Origin of the sequence: Streptomyces sp. URMC 126, from assembly GCF_051386555.1 — a bacterium.
GTDB lineage: Bacteria > Actinomycetota > Actinomycetes > Streptomycetales > Streptomycetaceae > Streptomyces.
In genome coordinates, this window is sequence record NZ_JBPQTX010000011.1 from 1 (window position 1) to 22206 (window position 22206).

Below are 22206 nucleotides of genomic sequence, written 5' to 3' on the forward strand. Positions count from 1 at the left end.
GTCCTCAAACGCCGGACGGGCTGGGTGGGGGCGGGGCCGGGTGCGTACGTGCTTCGCGTGCCGCCGCGACATGCCGGACGGGCTGAGTGGGGGCGGGGCTGGGTGCGGGCCGGCCCTCAAGGGGCGCGCCGGGTGTCGTCAGGCCGGCGGGGCGCCCAGCCATGCCTCCACCCCCGCCAGTAGCCGCCCCTTCACATCCCCCGGTGCCACCGAGCCGCGGATCGACTGGCGGGCCAGTTCGGCCAGTTCCTCGTCCGTGAAGCCGTGGTGTTCGCGGGCCAGTTGGTACTGGGCGGCCAGGCGGGAGCCGAAGAGGAGGGGGTCGTCGGCGCCCAGGGCCATCGGGACGCCGGCGTCGAAGAGGGTGCGGAGCGGAACGTCCGCCGGTTTCTCGTAGACGCCGAGGGCGACGTTCGACGACGGACAGACCTCGCACGTCACCCCCCGCTCGGCGAGCTTGCGCAGCAGCCGGGGGTCCTCCGCGGCCCGGACGCCGTGGCCGACGCGGCCCGCGTGCAGGTCGTCCAGGCAGTCGCGGACGCTCGCCGGGCCGGAGAGCTCACCGCCGTGCGGCGCGGCCAGCAGGCCGCCCTCCCGGGCGATCTGGAAGGCCCGGTCGAAGTCCCGGGCGAAGCCGCGCCGCTCGTCGTTGGAGAGACCGAAACCCACCACGCCCCGGTCCGCGTAGCGCACCGCCAGCCGGGCGAGCGTGCGGGCGTCCAAGGGGTGCCTCATCCGGTTCGCGGCGACCAGCACCCGTATCCCCAGGCCGGTGTCCCTGGACGCCGTCTCCACCGCGTCCAGGATGATCTCCATCGCGGGGATCAGCCCGCCCAGCCGGGGCGCGTACGAAGTGGGGTCGACCTGGATCTCCAGCCACCCCGAGCCGTCCCTGACGTCTTCCTCGGCGGCCTCGCGCACCAGCCGCCGGATGTCGTCGGGGGAGCGCAGGCAGGAGCGCGCGATGTCGTACAGCCGCTGGAAACGGAACCAGCCGCGCTCGTCCGTGGCCCGCAGCCTCGGGGGCTCGCCGCCGCTGAGGGCCTCCGGCAGGTGCACCCCGTACTTGTCGGCCAGCTCCAGCAGCGTCGAGGGGCGCATGGAACCGGTGAAGTGCAGGTGCAGATGGGCCTTCGGCAGCAGGCGGACGTCGCGTACGTTCTCCATTCCCGGATCCTGCCGCATCGACCCCGCGAACCGGAAGGCGTTCCGGTGATCGTCCCTGATCGGGGAACCGTCCGAAAGCGAGAACGAGGAAGGGGCCGTACCGGAGCGTTCCGGTACGGCCCCTTCCCCGTTCCCGCCGCGTCAGTCGCGCGCCTCCGCCAGCAGCTTCTGCATCCGGGAGACGCCCTCCGCCAGGTCCTCGTCGCCCAGCGCGTAGGACAGCCGCAGGTAGCCCGGCGTGCCGAACGCCTCGCCCGGGACGACCGCGACCTCGGCCTCCTCCAGGATCAGCGCCGCGAGCTCGACCGAGGTGGCCGGGCGCTTGCCGCGGATCTCCTTGCCGAGCAGCCCCTTGACCGACGGGTACGCGTAGAACGCGCCCTCCGGCTCCGGGCAGACGACGCCGTCGATCTCGTTGAGCATGCGCACGATCGTCCGGCGGCGGCGGTCGAAGGAGGTCTTCATCTCCTCGACGGCCGTGAGGTCACCGGCGACGGCGGCCAGCGCCGCGCGCTGGGCGACGTTGCTCACGTTGGACGTGGCGTGCGACTGGAGGTTGGCCGCGGCCTTCACCACGTCCTGGGGGCCGATGACCCACCCCACGCGCCAGCCCGTCATCGCGTAGGTCTTGGCGACGCCGTTGACGACGATGCACTTGTCCCGCAGCTCCGGCACCACGACCGGCAGCGACGAGAACTCGGCGTCCCCGTAGACCAGGTGCTCGTAGATCTCGTCCGTCAGCACCCACAGCCCGTGCTCCGCCGCCCAGCGGCCGATCTCCTCGACCTGGGCGCGCGAGTAGACCGCGCCGGTCGGGTTGGACGGGGAGACGAACAGCAGCACCTTGGTGTGCGCGGTGCGGGCCGCCTCCAGCTGCTCCACCGAGACCCGGTAGCCGGTCGTCTCGTCGGCCACGACGGGCACCGGGACGCCGCCCGCGAGGCGGATGGACTCCGGGTACGTGGTCCAGTACGGCGCCGGGACGATGACCTCGTCGCCCGGGTCGAGGATCGCGGCGAACGCCTCGTAGATGGCCTGCTTGCCGCCGTTGGTGACGAGCACCTGGGACGCCTCGACCTCGTAGCCCGAGTCGCGCAGCGTCTTGGCGGCGATGGCGGCCTTCAGCTCGGGGAGCCCGCCGGCCGGCGTGTAGCGGTGGTTCTTCGGGTCGCGGCACGCTTCGACGGCGGCTTCGACGATGTAGTCCGGAGTGGGGAAGTCCGGCTCGCCCGCGCCGAAGCCGATCACCGGGCGCCCGGCCGCCTTGAGGGCCTTGGCCTTGGCGTCCACGGCGAGCGTCGCGGACTCGGAGATCGACCCGATGCGGGTGGAGACCCGGCGGTCGGTGGGTGCCTGAGCGGCGGGGAAGGGAGCGGTGGCATCGGTCATACAGGCATCGTCGCAGAACCGGCACGCGCGGGGCGCGCAGGTTCCACAGACCGGTACGGGTGGTCCGCGACCCGGTCGGACCCGCTGCGGAATCTTGCATTCCGGAGGCTTTTCCGGCGACCGCGGCGGTATCTGTTCGACGGCGGCCCCCGAACCACGTACACTCATGCGTCGTTGGCCCCTCACAGGCGAATCCGTACCGGACACATCGTGCGGTCGAGCGGATGCGGTACGTTGGGGGAACCACAAAGGGTCGTAGCTCAATTGGTAGAGCACTGGTCTCCAAAACCAGCGGTTGGGGGTTCAAGTCCCTTCGGCCCTGCTACACGCATCGTCACCGAGGTGCGTGCGTACGCACTGATGCACCGCCGTGCGGCTCCACCGGGCGCGGCACGGCCACGACCCGGATTCAGGTGAGGACGTAGTGACGGAAGCCCTTGGCTCCACCGCGACGCCTGAGAGCGGTCGTCCCGAGGACGAGGTCGCCGTCAAGAAGCGCCGCGGCGGCAAGCGTGGCAAGAAGGGCCCGCTCGGGCGCATGGCGCTGTTCTACCGCCAGGTCGTGGCGGAGCTCCGCAAGGTCGTCTGGCCCACGCGCGGCCAGCTCTCGACGTACACCTCCGTGGTGATCGTCTTCGTCGTCATCGTCATTGGTCTCGTGACCGTGATTGACTATGGGTTCAGCAACGCCGTCAAGTACGTCTTCGGCTGAGCCCGCCCGCGCGCAAGGCGGTCGCCTCCGGAAGGGTTTCCGGAGAGCCGCCTTTTCGCACGTTCCACCCCTTGTAGCCAGGAAGAAGCAGCCACGTGTCTGACCCGAACCTGAACGACGCCGTCGAGCCCGTCGAGGCGGCAGAGGCCGACGTGGACGCGGCTGTCTCGGCCGAGGTCGAGGGCGACGCTGCGACCGCGGACGAGGCCGGGCGCGAGCTCGCCGAAGGCGCCGAGGAGGCCGCGGCCGAGGAGCCGGAGGCCGCCGACGAGGCTGAGGCCGCCGAGGCCGCCGACACCGCCGTCGAGGAGGCGGAGGAGGCCGCTCCGGTGGACCCGGTCGCCGCCCTCCGCGAGGAGCTTCGCGGGCTGCCCGGCGAGTGGTACGTCATCCACACCTACGCCGGTTACGAGAACCGCGTGAAGACCAACCTCGAGCAGCGCGCCGTCTCGCTGAACGTCGAGGACTACATCTTCCAGGCCGAGGTGCCGCAGGAAGAGGTCGTCCAGATCAAGAACGGCGACCGCCGCACCGTCCGCCAGAACAAGCTCCCCGGCTACGTGCTGGTGCGCATGGACCTGACGAACGAGTCGTGGGGCGTCGTCCGCAACACCCCGGGCGTCACCGGCTTCGTGGGCAACGCCTACGACCCGTACCCGCTGACCCTGGACGAGATCGTCAAGATGCTCGCCCCGGAGGCCGAGGAGAAGGCCGCCAAGGAGGCCGCCGAGGCCGAGGGCCGCCCGGCCCCGTCCCGCAAGGTCGAGGTCCAGGTGCTGGACTTCGAGGTCGGCGACTCGGTCACCGTCACCGACGGCCCGTTCGCCACCCTCCAGGCGACGATCAACGAGATCAACGCCGACTCGAAGAAGGTCAAGGGCCTCGTCGAGATCTTCGGCCGCGAGACCCCGGTCGAGCTGAGCTTCGACCAGATCCAGAAGAACTGATCTTCTGGCCGTACGCTTCCGACCGGGTCGGGGCGCCCCGCGAGGGGTGTCCTGACCTCTCGGTTTTTGGGCCGGCCACGTTACCCGTTATCGTGGTGCGGTATGCCTGCGCGCAGTGTGTCGTGGGCAGAAAACTCTCACTAGGACCCGGAGAGAGCAATGCCTCCCAAGAAGAAGAAGGTCACGGGGCTTATCAAGCTCCAGATCCAGGCCGGTGCCGCCAACCCGGCTCCGCCGGTCGGCCCCGCGCTGGGTCAGCACGGCGTCAACATCATGGAGTTCTGCAAGGCCTACAACGCCGCGACCGAGTCGCAGCGTGGCATGGTCGTGCCGGTGGAGATCACGGTCTACGAGGACCGTTCCTTCACCTTCGTGACCAAGACTCCGCCGGCCGCGAAGCTGATCCTCAAGGCCGCGGGCGTGGACAAGGGCTCCGGCGAGCCGCACAAGACCAAGGTCGCCAAGATCACGCGTGACCAGGTCCGTGACATCGCCACCACCAAGATGCCCGACCTGAACGCCAACGACCTGGACGCCGCCGAGAAGATCATCGCCGGCACCGCCCGTTCCATGGGCATCACGGTCGAGGGCTGATCGTCCCCGCCCATCAGGCACCACGTGGGAGGGCCAGCGCTGGCCCGTACCACGACTCCAATCACCACTGAGGAGTTTCAGTGAAGCGCAGCAAGACTCTTCGCAACGCGGACGCGAAGATCGACCGGGAGCGCCTGTACGCCCCGCTCGAGGCCGTCCGTCTGGCGAAGGACACCTCCGGCACCAAGTTCGACGGCACCGTCGAGGTCGCCCTGCGTCTGGGCGTCGACCCGCGCAAGGCGGACCAGATGGTCCGTGGCACCGTGAACCTTCCGCACGGCACCGGTAAGACCGCCCGGGTCCTGGTCTTCGCGACCGGCGACCGTGCCGAGGCCGCGCGTGCCGCGGGCGCCGACATCGTCGGTGCCGACGAGCTCATCGACGAGGTCGCGAAGGGCCGTCTGGACTTCGACGCCGTCGTCGCCACCCCGGACCTCATGGGCAAGGTCGGCCGCCTCGGCCGCGTGCTCGGTCCCCGTGGTCTGATGCCGAACCCGAAGACCGGCACGGTCACCCCGGACACGGCCAAGGCCGTGACCGACATCAAGGGCGGCAAGATCGAGTTCCGCGTCGACAAGCACTCGAACCTGCACTTCATCATCGGCAAGGTCTCGTTCGACGAGAAGGCGCTGATCGAGAACTACAGCGCGGCGCTGGAGGAGATCCTCCGTCTGAAGCCGTCCGCCGCCAAGGGCCGCTACGTCAAGAAGGCGACCCTCACCACCACCATGGGCCCCGGCATCCCGCTGGACCCGAACCGCACCCGCAACCTCCTCGTCGAGGACGAGACCGTCTGAGAGACGTTCTCGCACCGCGTGTGACCGCGAGTGTTCCAGGGGCCGGCCCCCGCATCCGTTCCGGGTGCGGGGGCCGGCCTCTTTCGCGTGGCCCCTTTCCCGTTGTCTTCTTGTCGGACCGCTGCGTTATCGTCGTGCGAACGAACGTGCAAGAGGTCTCCAAAAAAGGTGGGGGATATGTCCAAGTCCACGGTCCGTCGTGTCGGTATCTCGCTTTCCGCCGCTGCGATTCTCGTCGGAGCCGTCGCGTGCGACTCCGATGACAAGAAGGACGACAAGAGCGCTTCGCAGAGCCAGTCGAAGAGCGAGGCGAAGAACGACGGCCGGAGCCCCGTCCAGGCCCTCCAGGCGGCCTTCAAGAAGACCAGCGCGGCGAAGTCGGCCAAGGTCCACATGACCATGGAAATGCCGGCCGCGGCGATGAAGGACGCCCCCGCCGGGCCGATGGTGATCGACGGTGTCACCGGCTGGAACCCCACGGTGGCCGACATGACCGTGAGCGGTGCCGCGATGGAGGGCAAGGACGGCCCGGGCGCCACCCGCATGGTCATGCTGAACAACGTGATGTACATGCAGATGCCGGCGAAGGCCATGGATTCCGCTCCCGCCGAAATGCGCGGCAAGAAGTGGATGAAGATCGACCTCGCCGCGGCCGCGAAGGAGTCCGGCAACCCCGCCCTGCAGAAGCAGCTCACGGCGAACATGGACAACATGAACCAGGACCCGGCCAAGCAGATGGCCGTCCTGCTCGACTCGCCCAACCTCAAGCGCCTCGGCTCGGAGAAGGTCAACGGCGTCGACGCCCAGCACTACAAGGGCACGCTGACCGTCGACGAGATGATGAAGGGCAACGAGTCCACCAAGCTCCTGGAGCCCAAGGACCGTCAGCAGCTGCTCGACAGCATCAAGAAGTCCGGCGTCAAGGGCTACGACCTGGAGTTCTGGCTCAACGACCAGGACCTGCCGGTCCGGATGCTCATGGGCATGGACAGCCCGGAGGGCAAGATGAAGCTCACGGCGGACTACAAGGACTACGGCGCCAAGGCCGACGTCCAGGCGCCGCCGGCCGGTGAGACCCTCGACCTCATGGAGATGATGAAGGGTCTGAAGGGCGGCTCGGGCGCGAGCGCGGGCGCCGGCGCGTAAAGCCGGGCGGCTCCCGCAGATCACGAAATGGCCTCCACCCCCTCTCGGAGAGGGGTGGGGGCCATATTTTCGTTTTCTTTTCGGATCACCGGCTGTAGTGTCACCGCTGTTTGCAAAGTTTCGCGAAAAAATCGCGATACCCATTGGGGAAATGATCATGAACTCCATGCACCGGAAGGCCGCCGGCGTCCTGCTCGCCGGCGCCCTGCTGTGCGGTACGGCCGCCTGCGACTCGGATTCCAAGGACGCTGACAAGAACAGCTCCAAGGCGGCCGACACGTCCGCGCAGAAGCCGGTGGACGCGTCCTTCGCGGCGGCCGTGGAACGGGCCTCGAAGAAGAACGAACAGCTCACGTCGCTGCGTTACACCATGAGCGGTGACATGCCCGAGAGCGGGCACGTCGAGGCCACGGCCGCGATGAGCATGAAGCCCCTGGCCATGCAGATGAAGATGAAGGCCAAGGGCGCCTCCGCGGAGGAGAGCGGGGAAATGGAGATCCGTCTCGTCGACGGCGCCATGTACCTCAACGGGGGTGCGAAGGCCGCCGCCGGAATGGACGGCAAGAGCTGGATCAAGTTCTCGGACGCGGGCGCGGGGAAGGGTCCCGGCGGCGCCGACAACCCGTTCGGCATGCGCGGCCAGGCGCAGCAGAACCCCATGGACGACTCCGCGTCCCTGAACGCCGCGAAGGACCTGCGGAAGGTCGGCGAGGAGACCGTCGACGGGGTGAAGACGACCCACTACCAGGGCACCGTCACCCTGGCCCAGATGCGCGAGGCCCTGGCGAAGGAGAAGGACGCCTCCGCCAAGGACCGCCGCGAGGCCAAGCTCAAGGGCTTCGAGAAGCTGGGCGTCGACAAGTTCACCATGGACATGTGGATCGACGGCCAGGACCACACCAAGCAGTTCCGGATGCGGTCCGCCACGCAGAAGGGTCCGATGGACCTGACCATGAAGTTCCTCGACTACAACAAGCCGGTCGAGATCAAGGCGCCGCCGGCCGGCGAGGTCATGGACCCGATGGCGGAGGCCAAGAAGGGCTCCGGGGCCTGATTTCCCGACCGGGGCCGGGGCGCCGTCGGCCCGATTTGTTCGACGGCGACCCGGTCGCGTATGCTCTGGCAGAAGCCAAAGACCGCTGGTCGTTGCTGTGCCTTCATCCGAAGGCGTGGTGGCCGAAGGATCCGCTAGCTGCGGGCGACCTGCGCAGGTGACTGTGGTTGAACTCCCGTATGGACATCAGCTCCGTATGGTCGAGTCACGCCCCGTGCGCCCGCGCCGGGGCGTTTCGTTTTGCCCAGGTCCCTTCTCGCGTCTATGCGGTCCTATTCACCCGGAAGGAGGCCGAGGCTCATGGCGAGGCCCGACAAGTCCGCCGCGGTTGCCGAGCTGACGGACAAGTTCCGCAGCTCCAACGCCGCCGTGCTGACCGAGTACCGCGGTCTCACCGTGGCGCAGCTCAAGACGCTGCGCCGTTCGCTCGGTGAGAACGCGCAGTACGCCGTGGTGAAGAACACGCTGACCAAGATCGCGGCCGGAGAGGCCGGGATCACGCTCGAGGACCAGCTCTTCGCTGGCCCGACGGCCGTCGCCTTCATCACCGGTGACCCGGTGGAGTCGGCGAAGGGTCTGCGTGACTTCGCCAAGGACAACCCGAATCTCATCATCAAGGGCGGTGTCCTTGACGGCAAGGCGCTGTCCGCCGATGAGATCAAGAAGCTTGCGGACCTCGAGTCCCGCGAGGTTCTGCTCTCCAAGCTGGCCGGTGCCATGAAGGGCAAGCAGTCGCAGGCTGCCTCGCTCTTCCAGGCGCTGCCGACGAAGCTCGTCCGCACCGTGGACGCGCTGCGCGCCAAGCAGGACGAGCAGGGCGGTGCCGAGTAATTCGGCTCGCGCATTGACCGGCGCCACCCGGCACCGGTCGTAGCGGGCCGTACGCCCGCCGACATGTACATCCGGCACCTGCCGATTTAGTGGAAGGACCCGCCATCATGGCGAAGCTCACCCAGGACGAGCTGCTCGCGCAGTTCGAGGAGATGACCCTCATCGAGCTCGCGGGCTTCGTGAAGGCCTTCGAGGAGAAGTTCGACGTCACCGCCGCCGCTGCCGCGCCGGTCGTCGTCGCCGGTGGTGCCGCCGGTGGCGCCGCCGAGGCCGTCGAGGAGAAGGACGAGTTCGACGTCATCCTCACCGCCGCCGGTGACAAGAAGATCCAGGTCATCAAGGTCGTGCGTGAGCTGACCTCCCTGGGTCTGAAGGAGGCCAAGGACCTCGTCGACGGCACCCCGAAGCCGGTCCTCGAGAAGGTCGCCAAGGACGCCGCGGAGAAGGCCGCCGAGGCCCTCAAGGGCGCCGGCGCCTCCGTCGAGGTCAAGTGATCTCACGGGGTCCTCTGGGCTCCGCTCTGACGTACGTCTGACGTACCTCTCGACGCCAAGGGCGATCACCCATGCGGGTGGTCGCCCTTCGGCGTACCCGGGAGGGCTGCGACACCTCCTCCCGGAGGCGAGTATGGTGATCTTTGTTGCCCCGCAGGAGCGGCCCGCCCGCGGCTGTTCAGGGCCGGTCGGGGCCGCCCGGGAGCCGGAGGGCCTTGACGAACGGGACGCCGCGCGCAATTCTCGGGACGCGATGACTTTCGGGGTCCGGCCGGTTTACTGCCGGTCGGTGGCCGGTTCGGACCGAAGTTCCATTCGAGGCACCGTCCGAGGCATGGAACGCCGGCGGAGAGGGAAGTATCGTCCTGCGCTTCCGGGCGCGGTCGGCGGGCGGAGTCCCCGGCCCACCGGGCGCGTCGGGCAGGCTCAGAGGGCTCGTACGGGCTCAGGCAGGCGAGGACAACAGGATCCCGGAGGGAGAGATTGGTATCGCACCGGTCTCGGGATATCCGCTCTGGACATCAGTGGGCCAAGTGGCTACACTGACCCTTTGCGCTGCCTGTTAGCTGCTCCCTGCCCGTCACCAGGGGCATGCCCACTGCCGAGCATCCTCAATAGAACCCCTTTGACCTGGGATTTTCTATCGGAGCACGCGGTGGGACCGGTACGCGCGTAGTGAGTCCGAGCCCTCGGAAGGACCCCCTCTTGGCCGCCTCGCGCAACGCCTCGACCGCCAATACGAACAACGGCGCCAGCACTGCCCCGCTGCGCATCTCATTTGCGAAGATCAAGGAGCCTCTCGAGGTTCCGAACCTCCTTGCGCTGCAGACCGAGAGCTTCGACTGGCTGCTCGGCAACGCCGCCTGGAAGGCTCGCGTCGAGGCTGCGCTGGAGTCTGGTCAGGACGTCCCCACCAAGTCCGGTCTGGAGGAGATCTTCGAGGAGATCTCCCCGATCGAGGACTTCTCCGGGTCGATGTCGCTGACGTTCCGTGATCACCGTTTCGAGCCCCCGAAGAACTCGATCGACGAGTGCAAGGAGCGCGACTTCACGTACGCGGCCCCGCTCTTCGTCACGGCCGAGTTCACCAACAACGAGACCGGTGAGATCAAGTCCCAGACGGTCTTCATGGGCGACTTCCCGCTCATGACGCCCAAGGGCACCTTCTGCATCAACGGCACCGAGCGTGTCGTCGTCTCGCAGCTGGTCCGTTCTCCCGGTGTCTACTTCGACTCCTCCATCGACAAGACGTCCGACAAGGACATCTTCACCGCCAAGATCATCCCGTCCCGGGGTGCCTGGCTGGAGATGGAGGTCGACAAGCGCGACATGGTCGGCGTCCGCATCGACCGCAAGCGCAAGCAGTCCGTCACCGTGCTGCTCAAGGCTCTCGGCTGGACCACCGAGCAGATCCTCGAGGAGTTCGGCGAGTACGAGTCCATGCGCGCCACCCTGGAGAAGGACCACACCCAGGGCCAGGACGACGCGCTGCTCGACATCTACCGCAAGCTGCGTCCGGGCGAGCCGCCCACGCGTGAGGCCGCGCAGACGCTGCTGGAGAACCTGTACTTCAACCCGAAGCGCTACGACCTGGCCAAGGTCGGCCGCTACAAGGTCAACAAGAAGCTGGGCGCCGACGCCCCGCTCGACGCCGGTGTGCTCACCGTCGACGACGTCATCGCGACGATCAAGTACCTGGTCAAGCTGCACGCCGGTGAGACCGAGACCGTCGGTGAGAACGGCACCTCGATCGTCGTCGAGACCGACGACATCGACCACTTCGGCAACCGTCGTCTGCGCAACGTCGGCGAGCTCATCCAGAACCAGGTCCGCACGGGTCTGGCTCGTATGGAGCGCGTCGTCCGCGAGCGGATGACCACCCAGGACGTCGAGGCGATCACGCCGCAGACCCTGATCAACATCCGGCCGGTCGTCGCCTCCATCAAGGAGTTCTTCGGCACCAGCCAGCTGTCCCAGTTCATGGACCAGACCAACCCGCTGTCGGGTCTGACCCACAAGCGCCGTCTGTCGGCGCTGGGTCCGGGCGGTCTCTCGCGTGAGCGGGCCGGCTTCGAGGTCCGAGACGTCCACCCGTCGCACTACGGCCGCATGTGCCCGATCGAGACCCCCGAAGGCCCGAACATCGGTCTGATCGGCTCGCTCGCGTCCTACGGCCGCGTCAACGCGTTCGGTTTCGTCGAGACCCCGTACCGCAAGGTCGTCGACGGCCAGGTCACCGACGAGGTGCACTACCTGACCGCCGACGAGGAAGACCGCTTCGTCATCGCGCAGGCGAACGCCCCGCTCACCGACGAGCTGCGGTTCGCCGAGGCCCGTGTGCTGGTCCGCCGCCGTGGCGGCGAGATCGACTACATCGCGCCGGCCGAGGTCGACTACATGGACGTCTCGCCGCGCCAGATGGTGTCGGTCGCGACCGCCATGATCCCGTTCCTCGAGCACGACGACGCCAACCGCGCGCTCATGGGATCGAACATGATGCGCCAGGCCGTTCCGCTGATCAAGGCGGAGGCGCCGCTGGTCGGCACCGGCATGGAGTACCGCTGCGCGGTCGACGCCGGCGACGTCATCAAGGCCGAGAAGGACGGCGTGGTCCAGGAGATCTCCGCGGACTACGTCACGGTCGCCAACGACGACGGCACGTACAACACGTACCGGGTCGCCAAGTTCTCCCGCTCGAACCAGGGCACGTCCTTCAACCAGAAGGTCGTCGTGGACGAGGGCGCCCGCGTGGTCGCCGGCCAGGTGCTCGCCGACGGTCCGTCCACCGAGAACGGTGAGATGGCGCTCGGCAAGAACCTGCTCGTGGCGTTCATGCCGTGGGAGGGTCACAACTACGAGGACGCGATCATCCTGTCGCAGCGCCTCGTGCAGGACGACGTCCTCTCCTCGATCCACATCGAGGAGCACGAGGTCGACGCCCGTGACACCAAGCTCGGCCCCGAGGAGATCACCCGGGACATCCCGAACGTCTCCGAGGAGGTCCTCTCCGACCTCGACGAGCGCGGCATCATCCGCATCGGTGCCGAGGTCATCGGCGGCGACATCCTCGTCGGCAAGGTCACCCCGAAGGGTGAGACCGAGCTGACCCCCGAGGAGCGCCTGCTCCGCGCGATCTTCGGTGAGAAGGCGCGTGAGGTCCGTGACACCTCGCTGAAGGTCCCGCACGGCGAGATCGGCAAGGTCATCGGCGTCCGCGTCTTCGACCGCGAGGAGGGCGACGAGCTTCCTCCGGGCGTGAACCAGCTGGTCCGCGTCTACGTGGCCCAGAAGCGCAAGATCACCGACGGTGACAAGCTCGCCGGCCGTCACGGCAACAAGGGCGTCATCTCCAAGATCCTGCCGGTCGAGGACATGCCGTTCCTGGAGGACGGCACCCCGGTCGACATCATCCTCAACCCGCTGGGTGTCCCGTCCCGAATGAACCCGGGACAGGTCCTGGAGATCCACCTCGGCTGGCTCGCCAGCCAGGGCTGGAACGTCCAGGGCAGCGAGGAGTGGATGGAGCGCCTCAAGGCGATCGGCGCCGACGAGGTCGCCCCGGGCACCAACGTCGCGACCCCGGTCTTCGACGGTGCCCGCGAGGACGAGCTGGCCGGCCTGTTCGAGCACACCGTGCCCAACCGCGACGGCGAGCGCATGGTGCTCCCGTCCGGCAAGGCCCGGCTGTTCGACGGCCGCTCCGGCGAGCCGTTCCCGGACCCGATCTCGGTCGGGTACATGTACATCCTCAAGCTCCACCACCTGGTCGACGACAAGCTGCACGCCCGTTCGACCGGTCCGTACTCCATGATCACCCAGCAGCCGCTGGGTGGTAAGGCTCAGTTCGGTGGCCAGCGCTTCGGTGAGATGGAGGTGTGGGCGCTGGAGGCATACGGCGCCGCGTACGCCCTCCAGGAGCTGCTGACCATCAAGTCCGACGACGTCACCGGCCGAGTGAAGGTCTACGAGGCGATCGTCAAGGGCGAGAACATCCCCGAGCCCGGCATCCCCGAGTCCTTCAAGGTGCTCATCAAGGAGATGCAGTCCCTCTGCCTCAACGTGGAGGTGCTGTCCTCGGACGGCATGTCCATCGAGATGCGGGACACCGACGAGGACGTCTTCCGCGCGGCGGAGGAGCTCGGTATCGACCTGTCCCGGCGCGAGCCGAGCAGCGTCGAAGAGGTCTGACGGGTCTGACCGGGGCCTCCCTGTGAGGCCCCGGTCGTCCCCGGACCCCCAGACCACTGATGTAGAGCCCACACCTCGCTAGTGCGAGAGGGCACGAACCCTGAAAGAGGGATTGACGACAAAGTGCTCGACGTCAACTTCTTCGACGAGCTGCGGATCGGCCTGGCGACCGCGGACGACATCCGAACCTGGTCCCACGGCGAGGTCAAGAAGCCGGAGACCATCAACTACCGCACCCTGAAGCCGGAAAAGGACGGGCTCTTCTGCGAGAAGATCTTCGGCCCCACCCGGGACTGGGAGTGCTACTGCGGCAAGTACAAGCGTGTCCGCTTCAAGGGCATCATCTGTGAGCGCTGTGGCGTCGAGGTCACGCGCGCCAAGGTGCGCCGTGAGCGGATGGGCCACATCGAGCTCGCCGCCCCCGTCACCCACATCTGGTACTTCAAGGGCGTTCCGTCGCGGCTGGGCTACCTGCTCGACCTCGCCCCGAAGGACCTCGAGAAGGTCATCTACTTCGCCGCCTACATGATCACGTGGGTGGACGAGGAGCGCCGTACGCGCGACCTGCCCTCGCTGGAGGCCCACGTCTCCGTCGAGCGCCAGCAGATCGAGCAGCGCCGCGACGCCGACCTGGAGGCCCGGGCCAAGAAGCTCGAGTCCGACCTGGCCGAGCTGGAGGCCGAGGGTGCCAAGGCCGACGTGCGCCGCAAGGTGCGCGAGGGTGCCGAGCGTGAGATGAAGCAGCTGCGCGACCGTGCGCAGCGCGAGATCGACCGTCTCGACGAGGTCTGGAACCGCTTCAAGAACCTCAAGGTCCAGGACCTTGAGGGCGACGAGCTGCTCTACCGCGAGCTGCGCGACCGCTTCGGCACCTACTTCATGGGTGCGATGGGCGCCGCCGCGCTGCAGAAGCGCCTGGAGTCCTTCGACCTCGACGAGGAGGCCGAGCGCCTCCGCGAGATCATCCGTACCGGCAAGGGCCAGAAGAAGACCCGTGCGCTCAAGCGCCTCAAGGTCGTCTCCGCCTTCCTGCAGACCCGCAACAGCCCCAGCGGCATGGTGCTGGACTGCATCCCGGTGATCCCGCCGGACCTGCGTCCGATGGTGCAGCTGGACGGTGGCCGCTTCGCGACCTCCGACCTGAACGACCTGTACCGCCGCGTCATCAACCGCAACAACCGCCTCAAGCGACTCCTTGACCTCGGTGCCCCCGAGATCATCGTGAACAACGAGAAGCGCATGCTTCAGGAGGCCGTCGACGCGCTCTTCGACAACGGCCGTCGTGGTCGCCCGGTCACGGGCCCCGGCAACCGTCCGCTGAAGTCCCTCAGCGACATGCTGAAGGGTAAGCAGGGCCGTTTCCGTCAGAACCTGCTCGGTAAGCGTGTGGACTACTCCGCGCGTTCCGTCATCGTCGTCGGCCCGCAGCTGAAGCTGCACCAGTGTGGTCTGCCCAAGGCCATGGCGCTGGAGCTCTTCAAGCCGTTCGTGATGAAGCGCCTGGTCGACCTGAACCACGCGCAGAACATCAAGAGCGCGAAGCGCATGGTCGAGCGCGGCCGCACGGTCGTGTACGACGTCCTCGAAGAGGTCATCGCGGAGCACCCGGTTCTGCTGAACCGTGCGCCCACCCTGCACCGCCTCGGCATCCAGGCCTTCGAGCCGCAGCTGGTCGAGGGCAAGGCCATCCAGATCCACCCGCTCGTCTGCACCGCGTTCAACGCGGACTTCGACGGTGACCAGATGGCCGTCCACCTGCCGCTCTCCGCGGAGGCGCAGGCCGAGGCCCGCATCCTGATGCTGTCCTCGAACAACATCCTCAAGCCGGCCGACGGCCGTCCGGTCACCATGCCGACCCAGGACATGGTGCTGGGCCTCTTCTTCCTCACCACGGACGAAGAGGAGCGCGAGGTCAAGGGCGAGGGCCGCTCGTTCGCGTCCGTCGCCGAGGCGATCATGGCGTTCGACGCCCGGGAGCTCTCGCTCCAGGCGAAGGTCGACATCCGCTTCCCGATCGGCACCGTCCCGCCGCGTGGCTGGACCCCGCCGGCCGCGGAGGAGGGCGAGCCGGAGTGGCAGCAGGGGGACTCGTTCCGTCTGCGCACCACCCTGGGCCGCGCGCTCTTCAACGAGCTGCTGCCCGAGGACTACCCGTTCGTCGACTACTCGGTGGGCAAGAAGCAGCTCTCCGAGATCGTCAACGACCTGGCCGAGCGCTACCCCAAGGTCATCGTGGCGGCGACGCTCGACAACCTGAAGGCGGCCGGCTTCCACTGGGCGACCCGTTCCGGCGTCACCGTGGCCATCTCCGACGTCGTCGTGCCTGAGGCGAAGAAGGAGATCGTCGCGGGCTACGAGGCGCTGGACGAGAAGGTCCAGAAGCAGTACGAGCGCGGTCTGATCACCAAGGACGAGCGCACGCAGGAGCTCATCGCGATCTGGACCAAGGCGACCAACGAGGTCGCCGAGGCGATGAACGCGAACTTCCCCAAGACGAACCCCATCTTCATGATGGTTGACTCGGGTGCCCGAGGAAACATGATGCAGATGCGGCAGATCGCCGGTATGCGTGGTCTGGTGTCGAACGCGAAGAACGAGACCATTCCGCGGCCCATTAAGGCGTCGTTCCGTGAGGGTCTCTCCGTGCTGGAGTACTTCATCTCCACCCACGGTGCCCGTAAGGGTCTCGCGGACACCGCCCTCCGTACCGCCGACTCGGGTTACCTGACCCGTCGTCTCGTGGACGTCTCCCAGGACGTGATCATCCGTGAGGAGGACTGTGGCACCGACCGCGGCCTCAAGCTGACGATCGCGACCAAGGACGCCAACGGCGTGCTGCGCAAGGCCGACGACGTCGAGACCTCGGTGTACGCCCGCATGCTGGCCGAGGACGTCGTCGTCGACGGCAAGGTCATCGCGCCGGCCAACGTCGACCTCGGTGACGTGCTCATCGACCAGCTCGTCGCCCACGGCGTCGAGACGGTCAAGACCCGCTCGGTCCTCACCTGTGAGTCCGCGGTCGGCACCTGTGCCTACTGCTACGGCCGCTCGCTGGCGACCGGCAAGCTGGTGGACATCGGCGAGGCGGCGGGCATCATCGCCGCCCAGTCGATCGGTGAGCCCGGTACCCAGCTGACGATGCGTACCTTCCACACCGGTGGTGTGGCCGGTGACGACATCACCCAGGGTCTGCCCCGTGTCGTCGAGCTCTTCGAGGCCCGTACGCCCAAGGGTGTCGCCCCGATTTCGGAGGCGGCCGGCCGCGTCCGCATCGAGGAGACCGAGAAGACCAAGAAGATCGTCGTCACGCCGGACGACGGCTCCGACGAGACCGCCTACGCGATCTCGAAGCGTGCCCGTCTGCTGGTGTCCGAGGGCGACCACGTCGAGGTGGGCCAGAAGCTCACCGTGGGTGCCACCAATCCGCACGACGTGCTGCGGATCCTCGGTCAGCGCGCGGTCCAGGTCCACCTGGTCGGCGAAGTCCAGAAGGTCTACAACTCGCAGGGCGTGTCGATCCACGACAAGCACATCGAGATCATCATCCGGCAGATGCTGCGCCGCGTGACGATCATCGAGTCCGGCGACGCGGAGCTGCTGCCGGGCGAGCTCGTGGAGCGCTCGCGCTTCGAGGCGGAGAACCGTCGTGTGGTCCAGGAAGGCGGCCACCCGGCCTCCGGCCGTCCGCAGCTGATGGGTATCACCAAGGCCTCGCTGGCCACGGAGTCCTGGCTGTCGGCCGCCTCCTTCCAGGAGACGACCCGAGTGCTGACGGACGCGGCGATCAACGCCAAGTCCGACTCGCTCATCGGCCTCAAGGAGAACGTGATCATCGGTAAGCTCATCCCGGCCGGTACGGGTCTGTCCCGTTACCGGAACATCCGGGTCGAGCCGACCGAGGAGGCTAAGGCCGCCATGTACTCGGCCGTCGGGTACGACGACATCGACTACTCGCCCTTCGGGACGGGGTCGGGTCAGGCGGTTCCGCTGGAGGACTACGACTACGGGCCGTACAACCAGTAATTCGGTTCGCGGTTCGCGGTTCGCGGTTTCGCAGGGCGGTCATCCCTCACGGGGTGGCCGCCCTGCGGCGTTGGGTGCCCCGGTCCCGCCCTTTCGCCGTTTCTCGCAGGGGCTACGCCCCCGCACCCCCGAAGCGCGCTTCGCGCGCTGTCCTCAAACGCCGGACGGGCTGGGGGTGGGGCCCGGTTTGACCCCCTGCTTTGGGCCCCGTAACCTTGCCATTCGGCGTCTGTACGCCTACCCCTGAGCAAATCCCTCCCGGTCCGCCGGGAGAGGCCGCTCGTCCACTCGGACAGCACGGGCTCCGCCCGTCTGAGCGGCTGGCATCAGAGGTCCCGATTACTAGCGAGAGTGAGATCCGCGTGTACGCAGTCGTGCGTAGCGGTGGTCGTCAGCACAAGGTTGCTGTCGGCGACATCGTCGAGGTTGACAAGATTTCCGACGGCAAGGTGGGCGACCAGGTCGAGCTCTCGACGCTGCTCGTCGTCGACGGCGAGTCCGTCACCAGCGACCCGTGGGTCCTGGCGGGCATCAAGGTTCAGGCCGAGATCGTGGACCACCACAAGGGTGCCAAGATCGACATCCTGAAGTACAAGAACAAGACCGGTTACCGCAAGCGGATTGGTCACCGCCAGCAGTACACCGCGCTGAAGATCACCGGCATCCCGACGGCCGCGAAGTAAGGGACTGAGGAGACATGGCACACAAGAAGGGCGCATCGTCCACCCGGAACGGTCGCGACTCCAACGCTCAGCGGCTCGGCGTGAAGCGCTTCGGCGGTCAGGTCGTCAGCGCCGGTGAGATCCTGGTCCGCCAGCGCGGCACCCACTTCCACCCGGGTGCCGGTGTCGGTCGCGGTGGCGACGACACCCTGTTCGCGCTGAACGCCGGTGCGGTGCAGTTCGGCACCCACCGTGGCCGCAAGGTCGTCAACATCGTTCCGGTCGCCTGATCTTCCGATCACGGCTTCCGTAGAGCGATACAGCGAGGGCGGACCTCCCTTCCCCTGTGGGGAAGCGGGGCCGCCCTCGCCGCGTTACAACAGACACACCCCCACCTACGTATCGGAGGCAACCCGCTATGACCACCTTCGTGGACCGCGTCGAGCTGCATGTCGCCGCGGGTAACGGAGGCCATGGCTGCGCCTCCGTGCACCGTGAGAAGTTCAAGCCGCTCGGCGGCCCGGACGGCGGCAACGGCGGCCGTGGCGGCGACGTGATCCTGGTCGTCGACCAGTCCGTCACGACGCTCCTGGACTACCACCACAGCCCGCACCGCAAGGCCACCAACGGCAAGCCCGGCGAGGGCGGCAACCGCTCCGGCAAGGACGGCCAGGACCTGGTCCTGCCGGTGCCGGACGGCACCGTCGTGCTCGACAAGCGCGGCAATGTCCTCGCCGACCTCGTCGGCCAGGGCACCACCTACATCGCCGCCCAGGGCGGCCGCGGCGGCCTCGGCAACGCGGCGCTGGCCTCGGCCCGCCGCAAGGCGCCCGGTTTCGCGCTGCTCGGCGAGCCCGGCGACCTCCAGGACATCGTCCTGGAGCTCAAGACCGTCGCCGACGTGGCGCTCGTCGGCTACCCGAGCGCAGGCAAGTCCTCGCTGATCTCCGTGCTCTCCGCCGCGAAGCCGAAGATCGCCGACTACCCGTTCACCACGCTCGTCCCGAACCTCGGCGTCGTGACGGCCGGCTCGACCGTCTACACCATCGCCGACGTCCCCGGCCTGATCCCCGGCGCCAGCCAGGGCAAGGGGCTGGGCCTGGAGTTCCTGCGGCACGTCGAGCGCTGCTCGGTGCTGGTGCACGTGCTGGACACGGCCACGCTGGAGTCCGAGCGCGACCCGCTGAGCGACCTCGACGTCATCGAGGCCGAGCTCAAGGAGTACGGCGGCCTGGAGAACCGGCCGCGGATCGTCGTCCTCAACAAGGTCGACATCCCCGACGGCCAGGACCTCGCCGACATGATCCGCCCCGACCTGGAGGCGCGCGGCCTGCGCGTCTTCGAGGTGTCGGCGGTCTCCCGGCAGGGCCTCAAGGAGCTGTCGTTCGCCCTGGCCGGCATCGTCGCCGAGGCGCGCGCCGCCAAGCCGAAGGAGGAGGCGACGCGGATCGTCATCCGGCCGAAGGCCGTGGACGACGCGGGCTTCACCGTCACGCTGGAGGACGACGGCATCTACCGGGTGCGCGGCGAGAAGCCGGAGCGCTGGGTGCGGCAGACCGACTTCAACAACGACGAGGCCGTCGGCTACCTGGCCGACCGCCTCAACCGCCTCGGAGTCGAGGACGAGCTGATGAAGGCCGGGGCCCGCGCGGGCGACGGCGTCGCCATCGGCTCCGAGGAGGACGCGGTCGTCTTCGACTGGGAGCCGACGATGGCCGCCGGTGCGGAGATGCTCGGTCGTCGTGGCGAGGACCACCGGCTTGAGGCGCCGCGGCCCGCGGCGCAGCGGCGGCGGGATCGGCAGGCGGAGCGGGACGAGGCGGAGCAGGAGTATCGGGGGTTCGATCCGTTCGCGTAGCGGGTGCGGCGCTCTGTGGGGTGGGTCGGGGGTTTGTGCCCCGGGCCCGCCCCTTCGCCGTTTCCTGGGGCTGCGCCCCAGACCCCGCTTTCGCGGCTTCGCCGCTCGTCCTCAAACGCCGGACGGGCTGAATCAGTCCGCCCGGGGGTGTGCGGGGGCTCGCCCCCCCGCGAGAAACGGAGAAAGGGCGGGACCGGGGCAACCACACCCCGGTCCCGCCCTCACGCACGTGAGAACCGCGTCAGCGGCCCTGTGCGGGGCTGAACCAGTCGCCCCCGCCCCCGGCGGCCGGGGACGGCTCCTCGCCCGGGAGAAGGGCGCCCGCGCCCTCCCGCTGGCCCGGAATCTCCGAAGCCGCCGCCCGCGCCGCGACCCGCGCCGCGCGCTCGTCGGCCGCGCGGGCCAGGTCCAGGGCCGCCTGGTTGAAGCGGACCAGGGACGGCGGGTCGGACGGGCCGAGCAGCTGGACCTTGAGCTGGGCGCGCGCCTCGGCGAGGCGGTCCAGGCGCGGGTCGCGGACCGCGGCGAGCAGCGCGCGGACGCCGGAGCCGTCGGGCGTCAGGATCGTGGCCGCGGTGACGGTCGGGAAGTTCGCGAGGAACTCCTCCTCGCTCATCCCGCTGGTGTTGGCCACGGCGTACGGCTTCTCGCTGATCAGGTAGTCCGAGACGACGCTGGAGACGTCGCTGATCAGGACGTCGGCCTGGTTGAAGCAGCTGTACAGCGCCGGCCGCGGGCCGGTGACGATCTGGTGCTCCCACTCGGGCAGCGAGGCCCAGTACGCCGCCTCCCAGGCGGCCGTGGCGGCCTCGACCGCCGCGGCCCGGCCCGGCTCGGGGGCGGTCTGGACGAGCATCCGCTCCGTCTCGTCCACGCTGGGACGGAAGGTGCTGGTGGTGAGCGCCTGGAGCTCGGCCGTCAGCCGCTCCAGTTCGGCGGCGGCCTCCGGGCCGGGGCGCGGGCCCTCGCGCCGCTCGTTGGCCTCGCGGATCATCTCCTTGATGCGCCGGTTCGCCTCGCCCGCGCGCGGGTCGACGGAGCCGGTCATCGGGTGCGGCTTGTAGAGCAGCCGGACGGCGGGGTCGGCGAGCAGCTCGCGGACGATGTTCTCGCCGGCCAGCATGACCGAGGTGTTGCCCGGGTTGCCGTCCCAGCCCTCCCAGGTGGGGGCGTACAGCACGGTGGTGTACGGGCGGACCGGCGGGCCCGCGTACGGCCGGATCGGGGACAGCTGCGGGCGGCCGACCTCGACCACGTCCCGGTCGTCCACGCCGATGTCGGCGAGCTGGTAGCGCTCGCGCGCGGCCGGGCCGGCGACCCAGATCTCGTCGTACGCCTTGGAGTACGGGTTGCAGCTGGAGAGCTTGTCGCTCTCGCCGTGGTTGATGAACGCGTGCTTGATCGACGGCATCCGCAGGACCTGGGAGGTCTTGCCGGAGTTCGACGGGTGCAGCAGCACCTTGAGGGTCGACTTCTCCAGGGCCATCAGGTGGTGGACCTTGGGGATGCACACGATCGGGATGTCCGTGGCGTCGATCTTCTTCACCATGAAGCGCTCGCGCAGCACGATGATCGGGTTGCCGTCGAGCTGGGCGAGCGTGGAGAGCCACATGTTCGCCTGGTACGCGGAGCTGGTGCCGCCGGAGAAGTACATGCCGACGGTCGGCCGGTAGTCGGCCAGCCAGCGGTCGAGCCACTCTATGGCCTGCTCCTCGGTGGCGATCCGCTTGGCCGGACGCAGCCAGCTCGCGAGGTAGAGCAGCCCGCCGAGGGCCAGCAGCAGGGCCACGCCGACGCCGGCCATGGCACCCGCGGCCTTGCCGGTGCCCACGGTGACCAGCAGGCCCAGCGTCGCCGGGACGGCGAAGCGGACCAGGCGGCGGCCGTGCTGGCGGGCCAGGATGCGCGGCGGGGCGGCGGTCAGGTGCAGACCCGACGCGTCGATGTTGCGCGTGACGAACGGCAGGGTGCGCGAGCGGCGGACCAGGATGGCGACCGCCTGGCAGCCGAGGTGGGCCGCGTAGAAGAGGACGACGCCGACGAAGACCGGCGCGTAGTCGCGCAGCGAGCCGTCGTCGTGCAGCCGCAGCAGCCCCAGCATGATCACCATGTCGCGCAGCAGCTGCCGCACCATGACGTCGAACCGGACCTTGCCGAGCAGGGCGAGCAGACCGGGGTCGCGGTGCTGCAGATAGAGATCGAGCGCGAGGCCCGCCGCCGAGGTGGCGATCAAGAGCGGCACGTTGGGCAGCAGCGCGCCCACGAGCTGGAGTACGAACGACACCAGCATCGCGAGTAGCGCCGCGGCCTGTACGGCTCGGCGGGGGACTGTTCCGGCAGGCAC

The 22206-nt window shown here is 68.5% G+C and carries 16 protein-coding genes and 1 tRNA gene; 14 read left to right on the forward strand and 3 right to left on the reverse strand.

All coding sequences use genetic code 11. The features are described from left to right. Positions 1-138: 138 nt before the first annotated feature. Both ACSNOK_RS02720 and ACSNOK_RS02725 read right to left on the reverse strand, forming a co-directional pair. Positions 139-1167 (reverse strand): adenosine deaminase, encoded by a 1029-nt coding sequence (locus ACSNOK_RS02720; RefSeq protein ID WP_436778906.1) that lies wholly within the window; start codon positions 1165-1167, stop codon positions 139-141. Positions 1168-1308: 141 nt separating this feature from the next. Next, complete coding sequence (locus ACSNOK_RS02725) at positions 1309-2556, reverse strand: pyridoxal phosphate-dependent aminotransferase (protein ID WP_436778907.1); 1248 nt, start codon at positions 2554-2556, stop codon at positions 1309-1311. Positions 2557-2805: 249 nt separating this feature from the next. On the opposite strand from ACSNOK_RS02725, the gene ACSNOK_RS02730 reads away from it, so the two are divergent. From ACSNOK_RS02730 to obgE, 14 genes are all read left to right on the forward strand, one after another. Next, positions 2806-2878: transfer RNA gene (locus ACSNOK_RS02730), tRNA-Trp, on the forward strand. A gap of 102 nt (positions 2879-2980) precedes the next feature. Continuing rightward, a complete protein-coding gene (secE, locus tag ACSNOK_RS02735; RefSeq protein ID WP_004941601.1) occupies positions 2981-3268 on the forward strand; it encodes a preprotein translocase subunit SecE in 288 nt (95 codons plus the stop codon). Positions 3269-3363: 95 nt separating this feature from the next. After that, entirely contained in the window at positions 3364-4215 is an 852-nt protein-coding gene (gene nusG / locus ACSNOK_RS02740) for a transcription termination/antitermination protein NusG (RefSeq protein ID WP_436778908.1), read from the forward strand. A gap of 159 nt (positions 4216-4374) precedes the next feature. Further along, complete coding sequence (gene rplK / locus ACSNOK_RS02745; RefSeq protein ID WP_004941595.1) at positions 4375-4809, forward strand: 50S ribosomal protein L11; 435 nt, start codon at positions 4375-4377, stop codon at positions 4807-4809. 80 nt (positions 4810-4889) lie between these two features. Further along, positions 4890-5606, forward strand: coding sequence for a 50S ribosomal protein L1 (rplA, locus tag ACSNOK_RS02750; RefSeq protein ID WP_436778909.1), 717 nt, complete (start codon positions 4890-4892; stop codon positions 5604-5606). Positions 5607-5783: 177 nt separating this feature from the next. After that, positions 5784-6752, forward strand: coding sequence for a hypothetical protein (locus ACSNOK_RS02755; protein WP_436778910.1), 969 nt, complete (start codon positions 5784-5786; stop codon positions 6750-6752). A gap of 157 nt (positions 6753-6909) precedes the next feature. Next, positions 6910-7806, forward strand: coding sequence for a DUF1396 domain-containing protein (locus ACSNOK_RS02760; protein WP_436778911.1), 897 nt, complete (start codon positions 6910-6912; stop codon positions 7804-7806). Between the two features lie 300 nt (positions 7807-8106). Beyond that, positions 8107-8637, forward strand: coding sequence for a 50S ribosomal protein L10 (gene rplJ / locus ACSNOK_RS02765; protein WP_004950401.1), 531 nt, complete (start codon positions 8107-8109; stop codon positions 8635-8637). 107 nt (positions 8638-8744) lie between these two features. Next, a complete protein-coding gene (gene rplL, locus ACSNOK_RS02770; RefSeq protein WP_436778912.1) occupies positions 8745-9131 on the forward strand; it encodes a 50S ribosomal protein L7/L12 in 387 nt (128 codons plus the stop codon). 705 nt (positions 9132-9836) lie between these two features. After that, positions 9837-13319, forward strand: coding sequence for a DNA-directed RNA polymerase subunit beta (rpoB, locus tag ACSNOK_RS02775; RefSeq protein WP_436778913.1), 3483 nt, complete (start codon positions 9837-9839; stop codon positions 13317-13319). Positions 13320-13442: 123 nt separating this feature from the next. Then, positions 13443-17342 carry a DNA-directed RNA polymerase subunit beta' gene (locus tag ACSNOK_RS02780; protein ID WP_436778914.1) on the forward strand — a complete coding sequence of 1300 codons (3900 nt, stop codon included), beginning with the start codon at positions 13443-13445 and terminating at the stop codon, positions 17340-17342. Positions 17343-17704: 362 nt separating this feature from the next. After that, positions 17705-18025 (forward strand): 50S ribosomal protein L21, encoded by a 321-nt coding sequence (gene rplU / locus ACSNOK_RS02785; RefSeq protein WP_004950921.1) that lies wholly within the window; start codon positions 17705-17707, stop codon positions 18023-18025. Positions 18026-18039: 14 nt separating this feature from the next. Continuing rightward, positions 18040-18294 (forward strand): 50S ribosomal protein L27, encoded by a 255-nt coding sequence (gene rpmA, locus ACSNOK_RS02790; protein ID WP_004950923.1) that lies wholly within the window; start codon positions 18040-18042, stop codon positions 18292-18294. 128 nt (positions 18295-18422) lie between these two features. Next, on the forward strand, positions 18423-19862 hold the full coding sequence (obgE, locus tag ACSNOK_RS02795) for a GTPase ObgE (protein WP_436778915.1): 1440 nt from the start codon (positions 18423-18425) through the stop codon (positions 19860-19862). Positions 19863-20103: 241 nt separating this feature from the next. Here the strand turns inward: obgE and ACSNOK_RS02800 are convergent, their stop codons facing one another. Beyond that, positions 20104-22152, reverse strand: a complete 2049-nt coding sequence (locus tag ACSNOK_RS02800; protein WP_436778935.1) for a hypothetical protein — start codon at positions 22150-22152, stop codon at positions 20104-20106. Positions 22153-22206: the final 54 nt, after the last annotated feature.